Below are 22628 nucleotides of genomic sequence, written 5' to 3'. Positions count from 1 at the left end.
TGTTCGGGCTTCAGGCGCAGGAGGATTCGTGCCCAGGCTGCGAGTGCACAATTTTTCCGTCTCGCTCGACGGCTATGCGGCCGGCCCGCGCCAGGGCGTGGAGGAACCGTTGGGAGTGGGCGGTGAACAGCTGCATGATTGGGTGTTCCAGACCGCGGCCGGCAAGCGCATGAGCGGCGAAGGCGGCGGTTCCACCGGGCTGGACAACGACTTCGTCGAGGCCGGGCAGGAGGGCATCGGGGCCACCATCATGGGTCGGAACATGTTCGGACCGGTGCGCGGTGAGTGGCCCTCCGTGGAGTGGCGGGGCTGGTGGGGCGACGACCCGCCGTTTCATCATCCGGTCTTCGTGCTGACGAACTACCCGCGGCCGCCCATCACCATGGCCGGCGGAACCGTCTTCCACTTTGTCGACGACGGGATCGAGTCCGCCCTGAGGCAGGCCTTCGATGCAGCCGCCGGGCAGGACGTCCGGCTCGGCGGCGGCGCATCCGCCGTCCGGCAATACCTGCGAGCGCGGCTCGTGGACGAACTGCACCTGGCCATAGTGCCCGTCTTGCTGGGCTCCGGCGAGCGCGTGTTCGACAACCTGGACGCCGCAGCTCTCGGCTATGAATGCGTCGAATTCGCCGCCTCGCCCGATGCGGCACACGCCCGTCTGGTCAGAAGCACGGACCGGTAGCCGGCCTGCGGCTCCCGCCGCTCACCCTACGGCACGCGGTACAGCCATTCTTCCGTGCCGAACTTGGTATCCACGAGTTCCCGGGCCATGGCCAGCTCTTCGTCGGAGAAACCGCTGTCCTCGGCGGCATAGCGGTCCTTGAAGGTCCGGATCATCACCTCGATGATTTCCTCTCGGGTCAGGCCGGTCTGCCGGCGCAGCGGATCTACCCGCTTCTTGGCGCTGGAAATGCCCTTGTCGGAAATCTTTTCCTTGCCGATCCGAAGGACGTCGGTCATCTTGTCCGCGTCGATGTCGTAGGACATGGTCACGTGGTGCAGCATCCCGCCATTGGCCAACCGCTTCTGCGCCGCGCCGCCGATCTTGCCCTCCGGCGTGGCGATGTCGTTGAGCGGCTGGTAAAACGCCTTGATGCCGACCTTCTCCAGCGACGCCATGACCCAGGCGTCGAGGTACGCGTAGGACGCCTCGAAGCTCTGTCCGTCCACCAGCGTCTGCGGCAGATACAGCGAGTAGGTGATCGCATTACCCCGTTCCATGAACATGGCGCCGCCGCCGCTGATCCGGCGCACCACGGTGATGCCGTGGCGTTCGACCCCGTCCGGGTCCACTTCATTGCGGACCGACTGGAAGCTGCCGATCACCACTGACGGCGCCTCCCATTCCCAGAACCTCAGCGTCGGCGGCCGCTTCCCGGCCCCCACCTGGCGGGTCAGGACCTCGTCCATCGCGACATGCAGGTGCGTCGGCAGCGGGGTGGGCGGAATAACCTGCCATTGATGGTCAAGCCAACCGGTGGCCTTGTTGAGCGCGCGGCGCACGGCCACGGCAACCGCATCGGCCGAGAAGCCAAACATTTGTGCGTCCGGCCGCAACGCAGCATTAATCGCGCTGGCATAGTGACCGTGGGTGCTTTCGATGCTCATCCCGTCAAGCGCGGCATTGATGTCTGCCAGTGCTTCATCCGGTTCCAGAAAGAAATCGCCGCTGACCGACGGCCGCATGATCTGTCCGTCCGCCACATCGAAGTCCACGACAACGAGCTTGCCGCCCTGGACCTTGTATTCTCCGTGGCGGTGGTCGGTCATGTGCGCTCCTTTTGCTTTCCGGCGGGGGACGGTACAGGCCGCCACGCGGCTGCGGCCGAAGATTTTCCCAGTCTAATAAAGGCCCGCGGGCAGCCCGTCCAGCGCGGGACTCAGGTTACTCCCAGCTCTTGCCGGGGATGTGCCCAGAACCCGTGCGTAGTGTCATAGACACCTCATCACGGTGCGAGTGAAAGAGGGGCCGGACGTGCCCGGTCCAAGCGCCGGCAGGTATGGAGTAACTCCCCCAACCTCTCCATACCTGCCGGCGCTTTTTCACGCCTTTTTCTCGTCTCCCGTGTCGGCGAGTTTCAGCCCGATCACGCAAGCGATAATCCCGGCAACGAACAACAGTTTGAGCACGCTCGCAGGTTCTCCGCCAAACACCATGGCGTAGCCGACGGTCAACGCCGCCCCCGCGCCGGTCCACACCGCATACGCTGTGCCAATGGGGATGCCGCGCATGGCATAGCCCAGGCCCAACATGCTCAGGGTCAGTGCCACGAAGAACACCACTGCGGGCACCGTGCGGCTAAGTCCGTCCGACATCCCCAGCGCTGTTGCCCACACAGCTTCCAGGACGGCGCTGACCAACAAGATAGTCCAATGCATGCCAGCCCCCTTAGCCGATCGCCTTGAGGCCGACAACGCAGCCGATGATGCCCAGCAGCAGGAGGACGCGTATCAACGTCGCTTTCTCGGCGCCGGTGACCATGGCGACGGCCGCGGTCAGCACCGCACCGATGCCGACCCAGACCGCATAGGCGGTCCCTACCGGTATGGCAGTCATGGCGTAGGCCAGGCCGGCCATGCTCAAGGCCATGGATACTACGAAAATGATGGTGGGCCAGAGCCGGCGGAAATTCTTCGATGCTCCCAGTGCCGTCGCCCAGACGGCTTCCAAGACACCGGACAGAACAAGTATCAGCCATTCCATGTGTGATTCCTTTGGCCAGTCTTGTCGCACACCGGGTACTGAACCGTCGTCCGGAGACCCAAGGAACAGGTCTTGGACTAGAAAATAGCAAAGTACGACGCCGGTGCGCAGCTTTGGTGGCCAACCTCACCAGCCTGTGGCCTGGCCTTAGTCGTTGATGGCCCTCCCGATTATTTGGAGCTTTCCTGCGCACCAATTCCCTACAGGCATCGAACATGGGGAGCCGTGTTGCTACCGTCGTGCGCACGAGGGTGAAACGGCACCAGAACGTGGGCGTCGCGGCGGAAGCCCTGGCTGCCGCGAAGGGCTTCCGATTAACCCAGTCACCCTGAAGGAGGAGGAGGCAGCCGGTGAACGAAGAGATCTACCAGGGCAATCCCGAGCCGCCGATTGGCGGCGACGAGACCGCGACCCTGCTGGGCTTTCTGGAGCGGCAGCGCGCTACCTTCGCCTGGAAGACCGGTGGGCTGGGCGCGGCCGGCCTGCAACAGAAGCTCAACCCCTCATCGATGACGCTGGGCGGCATGCTCAAGCACCTGGCCCGCTTCGAGGACGACATGTCCACCGAGTGGCTGAATGGCCGCGCCCAACTCCCACCATGGAACGCCGTCGATTGGGACACCAACCACGACTGGGACTGGCGCTCCGCCCACGAGGACTCCCCCGAGCAGCTTTATGGACAGTGGCGCGACGCCGTAACCCGCTCCCGCGCGTTGTTCGCCGAGGCCCTGAGGGACGGCGGTCCGGGACGGCGGGGCACAGTCGTCTCCAACCCCGACGTTGAGCTACCGAATCTGCGCTACATCCTGCTCAACATGATCGAGGAGTATGCCCGCCATAACGGCCATGCCGACCTCATCCGTGAGTCGGTCGATGGGCTCGTCGGCCAAGACCCGCCGGGCTAAGAACGGCTGCCGTGCCCAGCGGGAGATCCTGCGCGGCATGGGGCTACCCGGCGCGTCGTTTCGCCAGGTGCCACACAGTTCGAAGGGCCGATATCAATGCAACCACGAAGCCGAGGGCGCCCAGCCCGAGGAAAGTGAGAACGAAACCGATCCTGACAGGGGAAGGAGGCAGTCCTTGGTCGGCCTCGCTGATTCCCCCGAAACCGATCCAGGTAAACAAGGCCAACACCAGGCCAAGGAACAACATAGAGATGCCGGCTGCGAAGCCTGCCGCAACGGAGATTTCTTTCATGAACTGCTGGCCCCTTTCACTGCGCTTACGTTTCCATGCTGTGGAGTCCTTGGGACATTGAACGGGCGGCCGCTCCTCGAACTATCGAATGATATGCCCTGTCGGGATACCCTGATCAGAAAAGTCTTGACGCTATAAGGCCGAAACTGGAAGAGGGCAGTGCGTAGAACATTCAAGATCGCGGTTGCCACAGTGTTCGGCATGATCCTGGGCATTGCCGGGTTGTTCTTCTTTGGACGCCCGGAATGGGGAGGATATGCGATCCAGGGTTTGATGCTAATCGCCGTGGTTGTATTTGTAGCCAGGCTTGCATGGGGCGGTAAAAAGAGCATCTCTAATCCGATGTCGGAACCCGGAGAGGACCTCAACGGTCTATACCTAGGCGCCACCTACACAGGCCCAAGACTCGTCGCCCCTCCTCAGGGAAAGCATGCAGAGTTGGTCATCGATGATGATGAGCGACTGAAGTTCCTCGAGACCCTCAAGGACGCAGACGCACGCTCACACCGCGACACCTCTGAGGAACGGCACCGCCCCTAATTTCCAACCTTCGATCCTCCAAGCGAAATCATTCCCGGGAATCGCCCTGCCCGGTTCTCGGATTGATTGCATTTCGGCCTCCATGAACGCGGCCATCTCGTCTGCATGGGCGATAAGCCCCGGATTTTCGACGTGGGAAACGAAGCCACTGCCGCACATAGGCAGGCCTTTTGTATGGCAGGATAATTCCCAGGCAATCGCACTGAATCCGTGCGTCACTTTTGCCGAACATATTGGGGGAAAACTTGCGCGAAAATCCGGGCCGAATGCTTGCCGCCATCGCTACCACCGGAGCCCTGCTGCTTGGTGGATTCACGGCCGCAGCCCCGGCTGAGGCCCTCGGCCCGAAAGCCACGGGGCCGAGCGCCTCCTCGGTGCTGAGCACCCTGCCGGTCAAGGGCAAGGCCGCCAAGACCGGCTATTCCCGCGACAAGTTCGGCCCCTCGTGGAAGGACATCGATCGCAACGGCTGTGATACCCGGAACGATATCCTCAAGCGCGACCTCACCAAGGACAGGTTCAAGCCCGGCACGAATAACTGCGTCATCGCTTCCGGGACCCTGAAGGATCCCTATACCGGCAAGACCATCAGCTACGTCCGCGGCGGCAACAAGGTCGACATCGACCACGTCGTGGCCCTGGGCCAGGCTTGGGTGTCCGGTGCCCAGAAGCTCTCCACCGCCCAGCGAACCGCCCTGGCCAACGACCCGCTGAACCTGCTGGCCGTGGATGCCTCCGCGAATCGGGCCAAGGGCGACCGCGAGGCCAGCGTTTTACGACCATGCGTTCTGTGTCAGTTTGGTCCTCAGCCCTGATCTGCCTTCCAACACGTTCAACCGATTCACAGTAGTGTTCAGCGGTGAAGGGAAACTCAGTGCCTAGACTGATCTGAAGGTTGAGGGCTTCCGCAGTCATCTGATGAGGCATTCGAGGAGCGAAGCGAATCGATTGCCTCGCATCACCAGAGCCTGGTCGTGGGTGAGCGGTCTTTGCGGAATCCCTCCGGGCGCCCGAGATCCGAGCCTGGCTAGGATATTTTGGGCCCGCGCCGCGGTTTCGACCAGTTCGGGCTGTTCTTAGGGGATGCACGTACCCATACCCTTCACATACGTACTTGACATGCGCCAGGCACTCGTCCAAATGCATTGGTGAAGTTGTGCCCGCAGGCGGTAATCCGGTGAACAGGCTCCACGCACCGTTTCGCGTCGCCCATTCCTAAGTAGCCCACAACGCGGCCCCGATGCGAACCGTGATGCGATCTTGTCCGTGTAGGTTGTCAGGCTCGGGAACGAGCTGGGCGTCGACTTCCCGTTTGACCTCTTCCCCTAAGCGGGGTTTCCGCCCGAGTGCTTGGATTATCTGGGCTTCACGGTAGAACTCGCCAGCGACTTCCATGTTCGCCCAGCCTGCGGGCCCGGGCAGCCTATGCTCTGCCATGTTTTCCCCAACTCGTTCGTCCGGTGGTCAGTTTGCCTGTGTTGCGTTCAGCGGCCGATCGACATTCCGACGCCGGCCTCCAGTTCTTCCTGGCTGTAGTCCACCCTGCCGCGGTGGCTAATCAAGACGGTGTAGTTGAACGATCCACCAGTGACACCCGGCACTTCCCACTTGAATGTGCAGGTGTCGCCGCCATTCACAGTCTCCTTTACGGCGCCGTAGTAGCTTCGGCCGGAGTCAAGAACGATGGTGACTTCGGTGTCATTTGTCAGGTCACCGTATCCGCCCGTTCCCGTGCACGAGGTCTCGTCCTGCGTGTAGACGTTGTACAGCCCCTTGATTGATTCTCTGGATTCGAGGATTAGGTCACCCCTGGCAGTGAATGGGGCTTGTGCTGCTATCTGTGCAGCCAGTGCTTGCGCTTCAGCCGCTGCCTTTTTGTCCTTCTGCGCCTTGCCGTTGGCGCCGATGATTGCCACTGCAAGGACTACTGCCGCGACTCCAGCGATGACTGCGAGGCGCTTGCGCGCCTTTTGGGCGGCAGGGATCTGCTCGAGCGGAGCAGTACCGTTCCCCCACGGCCCTGTGCGCTGGAAGCCGGCGATCTTGATGTGCCGGTCAGCTGCAGTCGCGTCATCAGCGATTCGCGCCCTATGAACGACCGCTCCCGCAGCGTCAATTACGGTCATTTCGCGGGTGCCCGGGCGGGCACCGAATCCGTCCAGACCTGGTGCTCCCGCCTGGCCCAGGTATGCCTGGAAATCTGGTTCTTGCTGATCCCCCAATGATCTGCTCCGTTCTAGTTCTGGTCGTGGTTGTTTTCAGCCACACATGGAAGTTTTCGTCCCCGGCCGTCTGAGAGTTGTTCTATCTCGGGTTCAGCCAAGTCGACGTTGGGCTCGCATAGTGATTCTTGGATCTGGTGTTAACTATCGGCTCAAATACTTTCCGGTTAGTGATCTGTTGTTGGACAATCGCACGGGATAACGGACCGGTGGCATGAAGAGGTGGTCGGTCCGCGAAGCGGACCCTACGACCATGCTCAAACGACCCAAGCGTTGTAGAGGCCTGGCAGTCCGCTGACACGCCCTCCTCGCACTTGGGCATCAAACTCAAGAAATCGGCGAAAGAGGAAGATGCTCAGCGGAGGCAGACTCTCTGAGACAGACCCTACACACGGGCGAAGTATCAATCGACCGCCCGAGAAGCTAAGAAACCGGGCAGTATCGCCAGACCAATCGTGGGCTCAACCGGACGGTGCCGCGTCCAAAACTCGCCGGGTTCAGGTAACGGTGTTAGGAAAGTGCAGGCACACGACCCGGTCACCGGAGAGCCGCTCGTGCTTCGCACCGCCGCCGGCCTTGACGCGCTCTACATTTACGACGGCACCGGCAACCCCGCAGCCCTCGTCAGCTCCGGGCCGCACATCGAGTTCGCCTACACGTACGACCCCTACGGCGTGCCGCCCCTGACCAAAGGCTCCGGCGGCGCTGCCATCGCCCAAAACCCGTACGCCTTCAAACAAGGCACCCAAGACCGCACCACCGGCTGGGTCGAATTCGGCGCCCGCTACTACAACCCTGAGACCGGCCGATTCGCCCAGCAAGACACCATCGACGCACCCCTCGATCCAGCCAATGCCAACCGCTACGCCTACGCTGCCTGCGACCCCATCAACAACATCGATCCAACAGGTCTCGCTGCTGCTGACGATTGCGTCCAAGGCTTCATTACCGAAGAATTTATGAGCGGCCTCACTATAGGAGCCCTGGGCGGGGCGGTAGGCGGAGCCGCCGCTGGAATCGTTGCTGGCCCGGCTGGCGGTTTAGTGGGCGCTCTTAGTGGCGCAGTTATAGGTGGTGTTGTTGGAGGCACCACACAGGCCGTGCATGCTGTGGTATTAGGCAATACAGGGTGCAGGGTACCGGGCCTAGGCTGGGTAGTCGGCTGAGGCAGAGACCACGGCCCCGAACTGTTAGAAAGGTGACTCAGTGATGGCTGATCAAAGACTGATTTTCGTAGCAGTTGCCCTGGTAATCGGCTTCGTCGCGATTGTCGTTTTCCTGTGGTTCTTGGCACATCGGACGCGAAAGACCAACGAGCAAACAAGCATGACAGGCATTAAGGTCCAGGGGGCGTCGGCGTCGACTGCATTTGATTGGCACCAAAGCGTCGAGGCATTGGTGGAGCGAGTAACTGGAATAGTCCAGGCAAATCGCAAGTACAAATCAATCACCACGACAGACTCGGGACTCGAAATCCAGGTCAAGGGCAGTTTTTGGTCTTGGGGAGAGGTGATTGACCTGTCATATCAATCGTCGGCTCCCCCTCTGAGGGTTTCAGCTAGATGCAGTCCGCGAGTGAAGTCGACACTTTATGATTACGGTCAATGCGGGAAGGATCTGGCGGAACTGTTAGAGTCAATGGCCATTGACCCCGTGCGGCCGTAGTCAGCGGGGGATGAGCAGGGAAAAGCCTCGCGGGCCAGGGCGAGTTCCCTTTCCACCCCCGCTGTCGGCGCTCCCCGAGTTTTGTTTCCACCGACCTACGAGAACGAGAGGAGTAGCTGTGCGGCCCGTCGCAATCTTGGTAATAGCCGGCATCCTCTTTGGTATCCCGGCGGCCGTCTACAGCATCAAAAATCCGAGGCAACAAGGGGAACCCTTCACTGGGATGCGGATGATGGTCCTGGCCCTAGCCATGGTGGGCGCCGTAATGCTGCTCGTTGCATTCATATTGTTCGTCTTACAAGAGTGACACGCCCATCTGGTAGCCAACGACCCCTTCAACAACCGTGACCGCCGCAACCGGCGGAGTGGGGGCTGCTGCGGCTCCGCTAGTGGTTGGGGCCGTGGTCTCTGCGGGCACCGGTGTATTTTGGGCCATAGGAGCTGCGGACTCTTGTTGAAGTGCAGTAAGCCCAATCGAATCGAGGCAGGGCATGCGTAAGAGGCGGCACATCGCTGTATATATGTCCATGGCGATCTTCGCACTGTTGGCGGCGCTATACGCCGCGCTCGTTTTGGATTCGAGTCAAACCGTTCCTAGAGCAGCTATCCTTCTGTGCGCTGTTGTGTTGCTCGCGACTGCAGTTTGGGGATACGTGATGAACGTTCGACGAAGGTGACACTCCAGGCATCCATCGCCATCGCCCAAAACCCGTACGCCTTCAAACAAGGCATCCAGGACCGGACCACCGGCTGGCTCAAGTTCGGTGCCCGCTAATACAACCCTGATACCGGGCGCTTTACCCAGCATGACACCCTCGACGCGCCCCTCGGCCCCGCCAACGCCAACCGCTACGCCTATGCCTATGCCTATGCCTATGCCTATGCCTATGCCGCCAACGATCCCATCAACCTCTCAGATCCCCTCGGGCTCGTCACGGGAGAATGTGTCGTAAGTTGAATAGGATTGGGGTTCGGTGTCGTGAGAGTCCCATGGCCACCAAATAAGTGCGGCTCAGCATAAGGTGTACCGTCCTTCCAGTTAGCATTCCAAGGCGATTCCAGCAGCGCCAAAAGGCCATAGTGATAGTGCTGTAACGCCGCCTCTCGCCCGCCAGAATCGGCGCCGATACATCTGCAAACGAGCACCGGCTACGATCATCCGAACAACACTGGAGGAATGATGGCTGAAGCAACCCCGAGGCAACTAGCGACCGAACTGCTCGGCGCTCTCCAAGACACCACGGATCCGCTCGGGGCTCTGGAACAGATGCTGCCCTGGTTAACGTGGATGGGCAGCAGCGCCCGCAGCGAGGCCACCGGCGAAATCCTGCTCCGGGCCCGCGACGCCGCTGCCGGGAGTGACACTGACCAGCTAGCTCAAGCCATCCTCGTCTGGCACGACCATCTGACACCAGGACGCCCAATCGGCCGCGACGGGGACTCTGAGCGACTCGACGAAACTCTCGCCCCCCTCACGCCCCCCAAGCCCTGGGATTCCCGGGAAGCCGTGCTCGAACGCGCCCAAGAGCCGTTTGCGGGACTTCCACCGCGGGACTGGCGCCGGATCGGTGTCATCATCTTCCGCCTGGGCGAGGAATGGCGCGCCCGCGGCAGCGATCAGCGGTTCTTCCAGTTCGTAGCCAACCTCCCCTACTACCTCGGGCTCCAAGACCGGGACGCGTACAACATCGAGGACGATGAGCTCCTCGCGGCGCTGACCCGGATCCAGGAGAACCGGGACCGCAACCGATGGTCCGAAAACAAGGTCCCCGCCAGCCCCGCGCCGCAACCACCGCCGGCACCCGTGCCCGAAGCTGAGGAAACGATCCGGCTGCTCTTTCAGGCCGCCCGGGCCAACGGATGGTCTGAACGAGACGCGCTCATGTGGCTGACCGCCCAGTCGACATACTTTCCCGAACCTGACCAACGGGGCGTCGACCACCTCGACAAACCCGAATTCGTCGCCGAACGGGCGCGAAACGCATTCGGCATCAACTGGTGAGCACACACGGCCCTGTCCAGTGGCAGCGATTTTCAATAGCTGCCTGCGGACAGGGGTCAAGAGGCGTAAATGCCTTGGGCGAAAGCCTCGGTAGCACCAATCATTTCGCGGCTCCGGGAAGGCGGACCGCAACCGGTGGGTCATCCCCTGTGACCGTCAGAATGCTCACGTGTTGTGTGAAGGTTCCCGGGACCGGGCGCGGCTTCCGGCAGCGCGGCGGAATTCGGTAAGGGTGGTACGTGGTCTCAGGGGTGACGATGAAGAAATCGTCTGCAATCTCGCTACCATCCCGTAGGCGGTGCCCGCTAAATCCTAGGCTGATCCGATAAAAAGAAGCTCGGATCCATCTCCGCTCAGCCGGAGTAGGGTCACTCTCATCCCACTCCCGTTCCAGCCGCGGCCGCACTCGGAACCGCACGTTACTGTCTCAACCGGCGGTCCAGAAGAAATGCAGTCACCCCCGCCGCGACCTCTGCGACGATCGTGGCGATTACCCTGATCGAAACACCGCCCAGCAGCGAAGCGCAAGACTAAAAAGGGGGGCTTAGGATCATGAAGATGCCGATAGAAATGCATGCTAGCCCAAACAGCACACCGAGCCCAGTGAACACTTTCAGGAGTATGGCTTCCGATTCATCTTTGAATCCAAAGAGAACCATGCTCGTTGCAGTATTGAAACGAGCAAGGCTCCGCCTGATCAAGAGCACCGTTACCCCGAGGGCCAAGACAACTACGCCAGCTGTAGTGCCACTCATGTTTCATCCATTCGCATTGGACACGACACCTGCAACAACGAAGACCACGCCGAAAACAAAGATAAAGACGCTTCCCGCAATCGCTGCTTTAACTTGCCAGTCGTAGTGTTTATCCTCATTCATGATGGGGAAAACCTTGGTTGCTGCCCTGGCTAGCGGCTTCCTAACGGTGAATAGCAAAAGTGCTGCCAGCCATGAACAGATACCGAAGAGGATGAGTCCTGAAGAGTCGCTCATCAGAGGATTCTAGCGGAGAGGGACGTAGTCAGAATGCATGAGTGAACAGCCCCCGCCGAGGCCGGGCGCAAAGCCTCCATAGATATTGGGGGCGTTTAGGCCCACGCCGCCGTAGAGGCCGGGTCCGGCTGATAATGCACATTCCGCAGATTGAGAAGTTCCACTAATCGTCCCGCTCCCAGCCCCTACATTGAGGCCAATATCGGCTCGGAGACCGATCCCTGCACTAGCTCCGACTAGTGCCCCGGTTCCGGCTTCATACGCTACTCCAACAGAAAGGCAGATGCCGAAGCATACACCGATGGAAACCTCCCAATAAAATAGTCCGGTCGGGTCAGCGTTGTTCATTGGGTCATTGGCTGCGAAGGCGTAGCGGTTGGCGTTGGCGGGGTCCAGAGGCGCGTCGAGGGAGTCCTGCTGTGTCCAGCGTCCTGTGACGGCGTCGTACCAGCGGGCACCGAATTTGACCCACCCCGTGGAGCGGTCCTGGATGCCGGCCTTGAAGGTGTAGGGGTTCTGGGTTTTGCCGCGGCCGCTCCTTGGAGGCCGGCAGGCCATAGGGGTCGTAGATGTACGGGCTAAACTTGTTAGCCGCCGAATACCTTTCGGACATGACCCATTAGTGCGCCAATTTTTTTCTCTGATTCTTGCTCAAACGTCTTGTTGGTCTTGGCGTCTAGATACCACCCAAGTCGGTCGTAGGCATGGGCGCTAACTTTTGACCCTTCGGCTTCTGGTGTAAAAGTTACGGTCATGCCGACTGGGACGCTGGTCCGGCCCCATGGCAACATCGTCCCAAATAAGCGAACGAGCATGTCAGATCCAACCTCAACTACGAGTGCTGAATCGAGAACTTCTGGTTTGTATCCGGCTTGGCGCATGTGGGCAGATAATGCGTCGATCGCCTGCTGTATCCCCAGTTTGCTGTAGTATGTCTCGTTCAATTCATAGATTGGTTTCATGTTCATCACTTCCAAGTACATGATATTGAGCCCCAAATCGCGCCGGCAGTGGCACCGGTGAGTGCCCCACTCATCGCACCCATCACAGCACCCGGCAACACCCCGACTCCCCCAGCCAATGCGCCTGTGAAAGCTCCGCCTACGGTAAGGAAGAGAATACCTTGCTGCGTGCTGTCAATAACTGTGCTGCCAACGCATTCACCGTATGTTTCCAGGCCCAGGGGGTCTGAGAGGTTGATGGGATCGCAGGCGGCGTAAGCGTAGCGATGAGAGTACCGTCTTTCATCGGCGATTCCGGGATAGAATGGCAGCACTGACACCGACCAAGCCACAGACAGCTATGGCAATGCCTGCGACAAGTAGTTCCGTCGTCTCTGCGGCGACACTTAGCATGACGCCGGCAACGATTAACAACGACATGACGACAATGAATGTTCGGTTCAGCTGCATGCCAACACTACTCCTGCGCCTGAAAGGGCACCCCCAGTAATGGTCGTGCCCAAACCAACGATAGCGCCTAGTCCAACCGGTCCCGTTACAGGAATGGAAGCGCAAGTAAACGCTGCGGTCCTCGAGGCGGAGATCAGACTGGACTAAATGCGTCAGAAGCGTGCCATGGACGCACTTGCCGAGACAGCTCCTGCTGCTCTGTTGGCGGACCCCAATGGCCCCGCCCTGGTGCCGCTTGTCTTTGCTCCCTGCGAGCCATGAAAAAAAAGCCGTGACGGGCTTATCATGGCTCTCCGGTACCGCTCTTCTGTGCTAATCGCCCGCGTCACCGGCAAGCAATGAGGGCCGTCAAGCTCCGCTCCTGGGACGATTACTTCATCCCAGGCACCGCTGTCCTGAAGAATAAACTCAACCTCACCGCCGCCGGCGAGCTCATTTTGAAACTCAATTTTTTGCATTGTTCCGATTGCGGAATGTTCTGACAGATAAAAAGACGGCCAGAACACCTAAGACCGTATTTAAGAGTCCGGAGAGCCAACCTTCTGAGACCATTTGCGTAATACCAAGAATTCCGAGAGCGATGCCTACGAGCAGCAGGATCCATGACAGAACAGTCAAGGTTGCCGGTCCGGATGAGGCGTTCTTCATGTCGTTCCCTTCGCTGTTCTATTGCTACCTGCATGACTCTGCAGCATTCAGTCCGTTCTGGATGATGCCCGAGAAGAACGCCCCTGTTGCAATGACCCCCGCTGCAGCAACACCGGCCGACAAGCCTCCAGTTGGCACCGCAGCTATGGCCGCTTTGGCTGTGACCGCTGCGCTGGCAACGAACAGCACGGAGGATGCTGTAAGGCCGAAGATGTCTCCGGCGCAACTCATGCCGGTCGGATCTGAAAAGTTGATGGGGTCGCAGGCGGCGTAGGCATAGCGATTGGCGTTCTTAGGGTCGAGGGGTGCGTCGAGGCCGACTGCATCGCTACCCACAAACAAACCGACTCCAAACCAAGCTGCGCACAGGATGCTTCAATCTGTCATTCGGCTGAACCCGAGGGCCCTTTACCGTCCTGCTTAGCCTTGAGTTCCACATGCCTTTGGTAGATGCCTGCGACCGAACCGGTGAACCCGAAGAATGCCATGGCGGCACCGCTCCAGAAGAGTCCAGTGGAATTCGCGTTGCCCGCCAATATGATGCCAATAGGGATTAGAAGTCCAAAACTCACGATGGAAATTGCGCTCTTCATATTCTCACCTCATTGTGTTCACCGCTGGATTAACTACACGCGAAGACGGTAGCCGTTCCTCCGGCTACAAGGGCAGCGTACCCAGAACCGAGGCCAACCGCGCCCAAAGCCGTCACGGGAGCACTTACGGGAGCTGTAGCCACCCAGGCGATGAGGCCCAACCCAAGCCCTATGTAACCCAGCGCGCACAGCTCGGCGTCGGTTACGTGTCCCGTTGGGTCCCAGTTGTTGATGGGGTCGCAGGCGGCGTAGGCATAGCGATTGGCGTTCTTAGGGTCGAGGGGTGCGTCGAGGGTGTCCTGCTGGGTCCACCTGCCCGTGGCGGGATCGTACCAGCGGGCACCGAATTTGACCCACCCCGTGGAGCGGTCCTGTATGCCGGCCTTGAAGGTGTAGGGGTTTTGGGTTTTACCGCGTCCGCCGGAGTCCTTGGTGAGCGTTGGCACTCCGTACGGGTCGAAAGTGTAGGCGAAGGCGGTGTACGCGCCACTGGTGACCAGTGCTGCGGGGTTGCCGGTGCCGTCAAAGATGTACAAGGACTGCATTCCGGTGCTGGTGCGCAGCATCAGCGGGGCCCCGGTGACCGGGTCGTGTTCGATGTAGGCCGTCTCCGCGCCCTGCTTGACCTGTTCGATGATGGGCAGACCCTGGGCGTCGGCACGTCCGTAGGTGAAGGCGTAGTTGCCGTCGCTAATGGTTTTCTGGGTGAGCATCTCGTTCTGGTTCGTCCCGGCGTACGTCTTGGTGTAGGTGACGCCGTTCTTGCCGGCCCCGGTCAGCGATGTTTGCCTGGCAACTTTGAGAACAGCTGCCGGACTGAACCTGCGAGGGCACGGCGCACTGGACCATCAGTTCATCCAGGGGCGGATTGCCGCAGGAACGCCCAAAGTGGCCGGTGGCCTGCCGATACCGGTCAAAGAGATTCAGCGCCCGGACGGCACAACTGGACCCTGGCGGGACCCATGGTGCTGGCAGGCTATCGCGGTGGAGGAAGAAACCCTTCGCCATTCCTGCCACATCATACTGGCGGCGTTTACCGCGATGCGGGACAGCGAACTGGCACGCATTCCGATCCGGGACTGGCGCACAACGTGGATGGGGGCAGATGCCGTAACAGCCCCCCTCGTAAAGAACGCCTACGGTGAACCGATGAAGTGGTGGGCTACGCCTGCCGTTCTGCGGGCATGCGAAATACTCGAACAGCTGGCAGCGCCTGACGCGCAATTCCTCCTCGTCAGCAAAGGACGCAGCGCCGTACGTTCTGTTAGTGAGCGAACACTGGTCAACGCAGGATCGTACCCGGCCATGCAAATCTTTGTCTGGCGCATGAACACTGACCAGCACATCCACGGCTTCCATTCGATCGACGCCGGATGGCGCAAAATCGGTAGCCGCAGGATAGGCAGTGATGCCTCCAAGCCGTCCATCAGTAACCGTCAGTTCCGCTTCACCCTCGCGTCCATCTCCAACTTCGTAGCCCTAGGAGATGCGGCATTCCAACAACAGGCAAAACATGCAAAGATCGCGATGAGTCACTCCTATCAGGCTAATGGCGGCACTGATGCATGGACCGAAACCATCCTTAACACCTTCGCCAATGAGGAAGCCCAGCACCGCACAGCCGAAGCCGTTGACTTGTTCATCGGCGTGTGGACCGGCGAGAACCAGCTTGCGGGCCACGCCGGCCGGACATTCATGCGCAGTGTGAAGGACCTGCTGGAAAACCTGCCTGTCGCGCGCTTCGATCCCGATGCAGAGGGTGCCGAAGTCGAACAGTTCATGACCCAGGTAATGTCAGTCCCTGAACTGGCGGCAGCGATCAAATCGACCGCACAAATTCTTTACCCGGGGACCGTCGCCCATTGCCTGCGGTACCTGCAGCAAATGGAATGCACCGACAAAAGCGAACCCGAACAGGGGCTGTGCCATCCCGAGACCTGCGGGAATGTACTTCTCGATCCCCTTCAGCAGATTGTGTTCCAATATCGACTTCAACAGACTAAAGAGTGGCTCGGCATGCCCGTCATGCCTTCACAACAACGGAAAGTATTAGAGGATAGGGCAGACAACCTACGTGCCCAGCTGAGGACCGACGGAGATTGACCATGGCGCGACAGGAGAATGTCGACGCCGTTATCGCGGCTATCAGGACCGTCTATCACAGGTGCGGTGCCACTCGGCCAGCGAAAGCTGAAATCATCGCTGAAGCAGGCGTCGCCCACAAGACCTTTTACAGGGTGCTAGCAGACCATCCTGAAGTGAAACAACAGCTCGAACTCGCAGAAGCTATTGTCGACCGCAGTCGCCCGACAGACTCCATGGAGGTCGATCCAGATCCCCTCAGGGCAAACCCTCAGGCAGCTATCTCGGAGTTGCTCGACACGATCGCAAAGCTCACAGAAGTCATTGAATCCCAGCGCAAATGGATCCGAACGTTGGAACAACAGATTGGGAAAACACCGACAGTAATCACGGATCGCGCAGCCAAGGGACCCGGTGAAACTGACACACACCCACCTCGGCGTCGTCGCACATACCGACTCCGACGGACGTAGGAGCCATTCATCATGCGAGTGCTGCAATTCGCGCGTGGCTGACACAGCATGACTGACACAGACACGGGGCGGCTTTAAAACCAGCGCGTGGCTGCCCAGGAACAAGTCCTTCCGTTGTCCCCTCGTTGCCACCCAAATCGCGGTCAAGAAGAAGTACGCCCTGTCGGTCACTCCCGCCGAGAAGGCCGCCATGAAGAAGGTTCTCACCTCCTGCCCTGGCCAGAAGACCGTGAAGGTCACCGCACTCAAGCCCGCCGGAAAGGCAACGCCGACGAAGGCCGCCAAGCCCTCCACTGCGTTGAAGGTCTCCCCCGGTACTTTCTGCGCCTCGTCCCTGAAGGGCAAGCGGGGCATCGGCAAGACCAATGGCAAGACCTACACCTGCAAGGCGTCCTCCACGGAGAGCCGCCTCCGCTGGCGGGCCTGATTGGGGGGAGGCAGGAGGAAAGGAAGGGTGCGACGATGATCGAATGCAGAACAGGGCTGACTTGCTCCTTGAGGGACCGCGCGGGCGACGCCTATGTTTCGAGCTGGCGAAGGAGGTCAGTTCGGACGTGAGAACGGGCGCCTCCGGGCTGGCATACGAACTGGACCCTGGAAAGGGCTCCTCCACAGTCCTGCTGACCGCCGGTCAAGGTGTTGCTTCCGCCCCTGCAACACCGGAAGAGTTTGCGGCAGCGATTGCTTCCCTCGATCCGGGTGCCCTGAACGATGTACTCATTCAATCGGCGCTGCAACTAGCCGTTGCGTCGACCAGGTACTGGCAGGAACCGGAGGGTGAAGACGTGCTCGCCGGGCATCCCGCCGTCGTTGCCGCCCTCTACCCCGTGGCCGAACAGGTCATGGATTCGTCGACGAGGCGGCAATGGGGTCAGCCTCGCCGGACCGGGCAGTGGGCAATTGACTGGCGATCAGCGGGGGAACCGTCGCCGCTGCCCAAGGACCCGCAGCGAACTTTGGCTAAGTGGGGACGTGGAGAGCGAGCCGAAGAAGCTCGGGCTGCGAAAGATCGGCCCGATGACCCCGGGGCACCCTGGTCCGGCACGTGGTGGTCGATCCCGCATGGGTTGCTCCAGACCGTCGGGCAGATTCCGGCAGGCCTGGACCTCGTCGAAGACAGCCTTGGCTGGGAAGATGCCACCACGATCCCGGTCCGTGGAGTGGGCCGGACCTATGAGATCCACACGGGGGATGACTGGATCCGCTTGTGCCGCGCCTTCCCCCTGGACGTCACCGCCTCCCGCCGGCACGACTGGTACCGCACTACCGGACGGGCCGGCCGATGGGTGATTCCTAACTGGGAACAAGTTGCGCAGGAATGGGATGCCGTCCACCTAACTGTTTTCGCATATCTCAACGGCGCTACGCGCCCGCTTCAGATTGATTCAGGCACGGCAAGCGTCATCGCCGGGTGGAACCCCGACACCACGATCTGGCTCGCCGACGTCGCACGCGAAGGGGAAGGGCCCCGGCAGATTTGGCATCGCGCGTCGCAAGACGGCTGCTGGTCTCCGGTATCACCGCCGACCGCGCCATGAACCAGCTGGCGCCGGCACGGAATGAGCTACGCCCCTGATGACGCGATCAACTCCCGCCCGGCAACCTACCCGTCCGTGGCGCAGAACAGTTGCAGTTCAGCGTCCCCGTCGCGGATGTAGTGCAGCCCGGTAAAGCCGTGTCCCCCGGCGAAGCGAGACTGCAGGGAGGCGCCGTCCTCCAGCTGGTACAGCATGTTCGCCAGCGCGTTGCCGGCCTCGTCGGTGATGGCCAGCGAGACGGCGCGTCCGTCCGGGGCCTCCCCTATGTAGCTTCCGGACAGCCGGAACGAGCCAGCAATCAACTCCTGCCGGTCCGCCGTCGGGCCGTCGACCCTGGGCAGGACCAACTCGCCGGCCTCCTCTCCGGCGCTGCTGCCAAAGTCCGGACGGTACTGCGTGGTGCAGGTGATCTCGGCCGGCAGCTGCTGGAACGTTCCCGCACATCCCGTGAGCAAAAGGGCGGAAACGGCCAGCGTGACCGGGCCCCCGGCCACCCGCGGGCGGCGATGGTCCCGGTGCCGCCCCGTGCGGACCGCTTCATGGTGTGGAGTTGACGCCATGCCAGCAGCCTAACGTCGCCACCGGGCGTGGACGTCAGGACCCGCTGCACCACGCGCCAAGCCCGGGCCCTAAGTCGATCCGATAAGCCGGAGCATTAAACGGCAAAGCCCGCACCGAACGGTGCGGGCTTCGCTGAAGGCTTGCGGGCGAAGGGTTACTTCTTGCCGCCGAAGCCCTTGAAGCGTGCGTTGAAGCGCTCCACGCGGCCGGCGCTGTCCATGATGCGCTGCTTGCCGGTGTAGAACGGGTGGGACTCCGAGGAGATTTCAACCTCGATCAGCGGGTAGCTGTTGCCGTCTTCCCACTCCACCGTCCGCTTGGACGTCGCGGTGGACTTGGTCAGGAAGGAAACGCCGGAGGCCAGGTCGCGGAAAACAACCGGGGCGTATGCCGGATGGATATCAGACTTCATAGTTGTACCTTTTCTACGCGCCCCTGGATTTTGCCAGCGGCTAGAAGGATGGAAAGATGGCAGCCCCATTAGGGCCAGCACACAACTCTACCGCATTCGGCGGGCTCACGTCGAAGTGACACGGCAAGCCCAGAACGCCACCGCGCTGGCGGCCGCAACATTCAGGGAGTCCACTCCGGGCCGCATGGGGATCATCACGGTCAGGTCCACCTGGTCGAGCGTTTGCTGTTTCACGCCTGCACCCTCGGTGCCAAGCACCAGTGCCAGCCTGTCGTAGCTGCGCCGCTCCAACTCATCCAAGGTGATGGCGTCCTCGGTCAGCTCCAACGCCGCCGTCGTGAAACCGACCTCGCGCAGCGCGGCGACGCCCTCCGGCCACTCCGGCAGCCGGGCCCACGGAATCTGGAAGACCGTGCCCATGGAGACCCGGATGCTGCGCCGGTACAACGGGTCGGCGCACTGTGGACTGAGCAGCACCGCGTCCATGCCCATGGCGGCAGCGGACCGGAAGATCGCGCCCACGTTGGTGTGGTCCACGATGTCTTCCAGCACTGCCACCCGGCGGGCGCCGGCCAGCACGTCCTCGACGGGCAGCGGCGCGGGCCGGTGCATGGCGGCCATCGCCCCGCGGTGCAGGTGGAATCCGGTGATCGCCTCCAGCACCTCGGGCGTCCCGACGAACACCGGCACGTCGGGGAACCGGCCGATGACGTCGCGCAGGTCGTCCAGCCACTTGTCGGTCAGGAAGAACGACCGCGGGGTGTGGCCGGCGGCGATGGCCCGGCGCAGCACCTTGGAGCTTTCCGCGATGTACAGGCCCTCGGCGGGCTCGCGGCGCCGGCGCAGCGCGGTGTCCGTCAGCTGCGCGTAGTCGGCCACCCGCGGGTCGTCGGCGGAGTCCAGCCGCACCAGGTTCATGCGAAGAGGTTCCTGACCAGCACAAACAACGCCACCAGGCCAAGGGTGACAATAACGCCGCGAAGCACCACCGGCTTCAGCCGGCGTCCCACCGCGGATCCGATCAGCGCGCCGATCAGCGAACTGATGGCGATGACCAGCACCACCGGCCATTCGATCCGGTCGAACGCGAAGAGCATGTAGGAGATGGCGGCGATGATGTTAACGCCCAACACCAGCACATTCTTCACCGCGTTGGCCTGCTGCAGGGTGCCGTGCAGGAAGACCCCGAGGATTCCCACCAGCAGCACGCCCTGGGCGGCCACGAAGTAGCCGCCGTAGACGCCGGCAAAATAGACCAGCCCCAGCAGCAGCCACGGACGCGGCCGGGTGCGGGCCTGCGCGGCCTGGCGGTCGCGCACCCAGGCCTGGAGCTTCGGTTGGAACACCACGAACAGCAGCGCCACCACGATCAGGAACGGGGCCGCCACGCCGAAGACTTCCTCCGGCAGGTGCAGCAGCAGCCAGGCACCGGTGATCCCGCCCAGCAGCGAGGCCGGAAGCAGGATGGACAGGGTGCGGCGCAGTCCCGCCAGTTCCCTCCGGTAGCCGTAGACGCCGCCTACGTTGCCGGCTATCAGGCCCATCGCGTTCGAAATGGTCGCGGTCACCGGCGCATAGCCCAGTGCCACGAGAATGGGGAACGTGACCAGCGTTCCGGAGCCAACAATGCTGTTGATGGTCCCGGCCCACAGCCCGCCCAACCCGATCAGGGCAGCGTTCAGCACATCCATGAGGCAGGCGCCGCTTAGGCGCGCTTGGCTACGGCAGTGTAGCGGCCGCCGTCGTGCTTGACGCTCAGCGGCATGTCAAAGGCGCTGCTCAGGTTCTCTTCGGTCAGCACCTCGGCGATGGGCCCCTGGGCCACCACCCCGCCTTCACGCAGCAGCATGGCGTGCGTGAAGCCCGGCGGCACTTCCTCCAAATGGTGCGTGACCAGCACCAGCGCCGGCGCTTCCTCGTCCTGGGCCAGTTCGCTCAGCCGCCGCACCAGATCCTCGCGGCCGGCCAGGTCCAGGCCGGCACCCGGCTCGTCCAGCAGCAGCAGTTCAGGGTCGGACATCAGGGCCCGGGCGATCTGCACGCGCTTGCGTTCGCCCTCGCTCAGCGTGGCGAAGGGGCGGTTCATGAAGGTGGACATGCCCCAGGCATCCAGCAGCCGGAAGGCGCGGCGCTCGTCCATCTTGTCGTACTGTTCGCGCCAGCGGCCGGTCACCCCGTAGGCGGCGGTGACCACCACATTGAGCACCTGCTCGTGCTCAGGGATCTGGCCCGCCAGCGCGGAGGAGGCCAGGCCGATCCGCGGCCGCAGCTCGAACACGTCGACCTTGCCCATGGTCTCGTCCAGGATCCCAGCGATCCCGCGGGTGGGGTGCAGGCGTGCGCCGGCGATCTGCAGCAGCGTGGTCTTGCCCGCCCCGTTGGGGCCGAGCACTACCCAGCGCTCCCCCTCCTTGACTTGCCAGTCAATGCCGTCGAGCAGGGTTTTCCGCCCGCGGACAACAGTGACCCCGGCAAATTCAAGTACATCGCTCATATCAGTAGACAGTAGGCTAAAACGCGTAGCATTCGCCAAACGCGACGCCGGAGCCTGCCATGATGGATCCGGCCCTCCCTCCAGCTTTGCGCAGAACGGAATCACCATGCCCTCGCTCCTCCGTGTCGTCTCCTACGGCCGGGAACTCCCCGATGCCTATCTCGCTGCCGTGCAGGCCGCGATCACCGGAGCCGGCGGGAGCATCATCGAGCTGGAGAACGCGGCCAACGACCGTTTCCAGGTCACCGTCCTGACGGTGGAGTACGACGGCGGTGCCTCCGACGGCGTCGCAGCCTTAAGGGCGGCGCTGGCCCCCGTCCTCACGGATGACCTGGGCACGGCCGTGATGGATGCGTCGCTGGCCGGGCCGCAGCGCAAGCTGCTGCTGATGGACGTGGACTCCACGCTCATCCAGCAGGAGGTCATCGAACTGCTCGCCGAGCATGCCGGCAAGCGGGACGAGGTTGCCGCCGTGACCGAAGCGGCAATGCGCGGCGAACTGGACTTTGCCGAGAGCCTGCACGCCCGGGTGGCAACCCTGAAGGACCTTCCCCTCGACGTGATCGACCGCGTCCGTGCCGCGGTGCGGCTGACGGACGGGGCCCGGGAACTGGTGGAGGCCTTCCTGGCCGCCGGCCACGCGGTAGCCGTGGTCTCCGGCGGCTTCAGCCAAATCCTGGACCCGCTGGCCGCCGAGCTCAAGCTGACCTACCACCGCGCCAACCTCCTGGGCATCGACGCGGAGACGCTGACCGGCAAGGTGGACGGCGACGTGGTGGACCGCGCGGTGAAAGAGGCAGCGTTGCGCGAATGGGCCGCGGCGGAGGCGATCGACCTGGCGCAGACCATTGCCATCGGTGACGGCGCCAACGACCTGGACATGCTCGCCGCCGCCGGCCTGGGCGTTGCGTTCAACGCCAAGCCTGCCGTCCGGGCGGCCGCCGACGCCGCCATCAACATTCCCTACCTGGATGTGGCCCGCTACTTCGCCGGCGTCTGACGCTTTCGCGGCGGCCGGACCCGCAATCTTAGGCGTGTTGATTTTCGCCGGACGAGGCCCCTACCGCCGGGCCATGTGCCGGAGTAGGGTCGG

The 22628-nt window shown here is 61.9% G+C and carries 27 protein-coding genes and 1 riboswitch; of the genes, 11 read left to right on the top strand and 16 right to left on the bottom strand.

Annotated elements, in window-relative coordinates; all coding sequences use genetic code 11:
• The first annotated feature begins 28 nt into the window (after positions 1–28).
• The gene (locus AC5RVS_RS15820; protein WP_494108841.1) at positions 29–682 is read left to right on the top strand and encodes a dihydrofolate reductase family protein; all 654 of its coding nucleotides are present in this window, start codon (positions 29–31) and stop codon (positions 680–682) included.
• Between the two features lie 26 nt (positions 683–708).
• Here the strand turns inward: AC5RVS_RS15820 and lplAB are convergent, their stop codons facing one another.
• The 3 genes from lplAB to AC5RVS_RS15805 form a co-directional block, all read right to left on the bottom strand.
• On the bottom strand, positions 709–1770 hold the full coding sequence (gene lplAB, locus AC5RVS_RS15815) for a lipoate-protein ligase LplAB (RefSeq protein WP_494108840.1): 1062 nt from the start codon (positions 1768–1770) through the stop codon (positions 709–711).
• A 273-nt stretch (positions 1771–2043) separates the two neighbouring features.
• Complete coding sequence (locus AC5RVS_RS15810; RefSeq protein WP_494108839.1) at positions 2044–2379, bottom strand: DMT family transporter; 336 nt, start codon at positions 2377–2379, stop codon at positions 2044–2046.
• Positions 2380–2389: 10 nt separating this feature from the next.
• Positions 2390–2704 (bottom strand): DMT family transporter, encoded by a 315-nt coding sequence (locus AC5RVS_RS15805; protein WP_493978495.1) that lies wholly within the window; start codon positions 2702–2704, stop codon positions 2390–2392.
• 10 nt (positions 2705–2714) lie between these two features.
• Positions 2715–2780: riboswitch (guanidine-III (ykkC-III) riboswitch) on the bottom strand.
• A 274-nt stretch (positions 2781–3054) separates the two neighbouring features.
• Between AC5RVS_RS15805 and AC5RVS_RS15800 the strand changes: the two genes are divergently transcribed.
• Complete coding sequence (locus AC5RVS_RS15800) at positions 3055–3609, top strand: DinB family protein (RefSeq protein WP_494108838.1); 555 nt, start codon at positions 3055–3057, stop codon at positions 3607–3609.
• Positions 3610–3652: 43 nt separating this feature from the next.
• Here the strand turns inward: AC5RVS_RS15800 and AC5RVS_RS15795 are convergent, their stop codons facing one another.
• Complete coding sequence (locus AC5RVS_RS15795) at positions 3653–3901, bottom strand: hypothetical protein (RefSeq protein WP_494108837.1); 249 nt, start codon at positions 3899–3901, stop codon at positions 3653–3655.
• A gap of 201 nt (positions 3902–4102) precedes the next feature.
• On the opposite strand from AC5RVS_RS15795, the gene AC5RVS_RS15790 reads away from it, so the two are divergent.
• Both AC5RVS_RS15790 and AC5RVS_RS15785 read left to right on the top strand, forming a co-directional pair.
• On the top strand, positions 4103–4441 hold the full coding sequence (locus AC5RVS_RS15790) for a hypothetical protein (protein ID WP_493987263.1): 339 nt from the start codon (positions 4103–4105) through the stop codon (positions 4439–4441).
• Between the two features lie 266 nt (positions 4442–4707).
• Positions 4708–5256 (top strand): HNH endonuclease family protein, encoded by a 549-nt coding sequence (locus tag AC5RVS_RS15785; protein ID WP_494108836.1) that lies wholly within the window; start codon positions 4708–4710, stop codon positions 5254–5256.
• Positions 5257–5925: 669 nt separating this feature from the next.
• Here AC5RVS_RS15785 and AC5RVS_RS15780 read toward each other — a convergent pair.
• Positions 5926–6567 carry a hypothetical protein gene (locus AC5RVS_RS15780; protein WP_494108835.1) on the bottom strand — a complete coding sequence of 214 codons (642 nt, stop codon included), beginning with the start codon at positions 6565–6567 and terminating at the stop codon, positions 5926–5928.
• A 614-nt stretch (positions 6568–7181) separates the two neighbouring features.
• On the opposite strand from AC5RVS_RS15780, the gene AC5RVS_RS15775 reads away from it, so the two are divergent.
• Both AC5RVS_RS15775 and AC5RVS_RS15770 read left to right on the top strand, forming a co-directional pair.
• Positions 7182–7829, top strand: coding sequence for an RHS repeat protein (locus AC5RVS_RS15775; RefSeq protein WP_494108834.1), 648 nt, complete (start codon positions 7182–7184; stop codon positions 7827–7829).
• A 1676-nt stretch (positions 7830–9505) separates the two neighbouring features.
• A complete protein-coding gene (locus AC5RVS_RS15770) occupies positions 9506–10330 on the top strand; it encodes a hypothetical protein (RefSeq protein ID WP_494108833.1) in 825 nt (274 codons plus the stop codon).
• Between the two features lie 100 nt (positions 10331–10430).
• Here the strand turns inward: AC5RVS_RS15770 and AC5RVS_RS15765 are convergent, their stop codons facing one another.
• From AC5RVS_RS15765 to AC5RVS_RS15750, 4 genes are all read right to left on the bottom strand, one after another.
• Positions 10431–10736 (bottom strand): DUF8359 domain-containing protein, encoded by a 306-nt coding sequence (locus tag AC5RVS_RS15765; protein ID WP_494108832.1) that lies wholly within the window; start codon positions 10734–10736, stop codon positions 10431–10433.
• Positions 10737–11088: 352 nt separating this feature from the next.
• A complete protein-coding gene (locus AC5RVS_RS15760) occupies positions 11089–11322 on the bottom strand; it encodes a hypothetical protein (RefSeq protein ID WP_494108831.1) in 234 nt (77 codons plus the stop codon).
• 9 nt (positions 11323–11331) lie between these two features.
• Positions 11332–11880, bottom strand: a complete 549-nt coding sequence (locus AC5RVS_RS15755) for an RHS repeat-associated core domain-containing protein (protein WP_494108830.1) — start codon at positions 11878–11880, stop codon at positions 11332–11334.
• Between the two features lie 29 nt (positions 11881–11909).
• Positions 11910–12293, bottom strand: coding sequence for a hypothetical protein (locus AC5RVS_RS15750; RefSeq protein ID WP_494108829.1), 384 nt, complete (start codon positions 12291–12293; stop codon positions 11910–11912).
• A gap of 1021 nt (positions 12294–13314) precedes the next feature.
• Between AC5RVS_RS15750 and AC5RVS_RS15745 the strand changes: the two genes are divergently transcribed.
• The gene (locus AC5RVS_RS15745; RefSeq protein WP_494108828.1) at positions 13315–13656 is read left to right on the top strand and encodes a hypothetical protein; all 342 of its coding nucleotides are present in this window, start codon (positions 13315–13317) and stop codon (positions 13654–13656) included.
• A 109-nt stretch (positions 13657–13765) separates the two neighbouring features.
• On the opposite strand, the gene AC5RVS_RS15740 is transcribed toward AC5RVS_RS15745, so the two are convergent.
• On the bottom strand, positions 13766–13975 hold the full coding sequence (locus AC5RVS_RS15740; protein ID WP_494108827.1) for a hypothetical protein: 210 nt from the start codon (positions 13973–13975) through the stop codon (positions 13766–13768).
• Positions 13976–14004: 29 nt separating this feature from the next.
• Positions 14005–14688, bottom strand: coding sequence for an RHS repeat-associated core domain-containing protein (locus AC5RVS_RS15735; RefSeq protein WP_494108826.1), 684 nt, complete (start codon positions 14686–14688; stop codon positions 14005–14007).
• Positions 14689–14725: 37 nt separating this feature from the next.
• Here AC5RVS_RS15735 and AC5RVS_RS15730 point away from each other — a divergent pair, with 37 nt between their 5' ends.
• The 3 genes from AC5RVS_RS15730 (at position 14726) to AC5RVS_RS15720 (ending at position 18068) form a co-directional block, all read left to right on the top strand.
• Positions 14726–16078, top strand: coding sequence for a hypothetical protein (locus tag AC5RVS_RS15730; protein ID WP_494108825.1), 1353 nt, complete (start codon positions 14726–14728; stop codon positions 16076–16078).
• Positions 16079–16720: 642 nt separating this feature from the next.
• Positions 16721–16957, top strand: a complete 237-nt coding sequence (locus AC5RVS_RS15725) for a hypothetical protein (protein ID WP_494108824.1) — start codon at positions 16721–16723, stop codon at positions 16955–16957.
• Positions 16958–17084: 127 nt separating this feature from the next.
• Entirely contained in the window at positions 17085–18068 is a 984-nt protein-coding gene (locus AC5RVS_RS15720; protein ID WP_494108823.1) for a hypothetical protein, read from the top strand.
• 65 nt (positions 18069–18133) lie between these two features.
• On the opposite strand, the gene AC5RVS_RS15715 is transcribed toward AC5RVS_RS15720, so the two are convergent.
• The 5 genes from AC5RVS_RS15715 to AC5RVS_RS15695 all read right to left on the bottom strand — a co-directional run bounded on the left by AC5RVS_RS15715 (position 18134) and on the right by AC5RVS_RS15695 (position 21535).
• Positions 18134–18628: a hypothetical protein gene (locus AC5RVS_RS15715; protein WP_494108822.1), complete on the bottom strand. Its 495-nt coding sequence runs from the start codon at positions 18626–18628 to the stop codon at positions 18134–18136.
• Positions 18629–18783: 155 nt separating this feature from the next.
• Positions 18784–19041 (bottom strand): type B 50S ribosomal protein L31, encoded by a 258-nt coding sequence (locus tag AC5RVS_RS15710; protein WP_493978504.1) that lies wholly within the window; start codon positions 19039–19041, stop codon positions 18784–18786.
• A 105-nt stretch (positions 19042–19146) separates the two neighbouring features.
• Positions 19147–19959 (bottom strand): TrmH family RNA methyltransferase, encoded by an 813-nt coding sequence (locus tag AC5RVS_RS15705; protein ID WP_494108821.1) that lies wholly within the window; start codon positions 19957–19959, stop codon positions 19147–19149.
• A complete protein-coding gene (locus AC5RVS_RS15700; RefSeq protein ID WP_494108820.1) occupies positions 19956–20732 on the bottom strand; it encodes a sulfite exporter TauE/SafE family protein in 777 nt (258 codons plus the stop codon). Before AC5RVS_RS15700 ends, AC5RVS_RS15705 begins: the two co-directional genes overlap by 4 nt.
• 14 nt (positions 20733–20746) lie before the next feature.
• Complete coding sequence (locus tag AC5RVS_RS15695; RefSeq protein WP_494108819.1) at positions 20747–21535, bottom strand: ABC transporter ATP-binding protein; 789 nt, start codon at positions 21533–21535, stop codon at positions 20747–20749.
• Positions 21536–21641: 106 nt separating this feature from the next.
• On the opposite strand from AC5RVS_RS15695, the gene serB reads away from it, so the two are divergent.
• Complete coding sequence (gene serB / locus AC5RVS_RS15690) at positions 21642–22535, top strand: phosphoserine phosphatase SerB (protein WP_494108818.1); 894 nt, start codon at positions 21642–21644, stop codon at positions 22533–22535.
• The last annotated feature ends 93 nt before the right edge of the window (positions 22536–22628 follow it).

Source organism: Arthrobacter sp. Y3221048, from assembly GCF_059092685.1.
The sequence above is the reverse complement of the archived record's forward strand: the minus strand, read 5'-3'. Positions and strand labels throughout refer to the sequence as shown.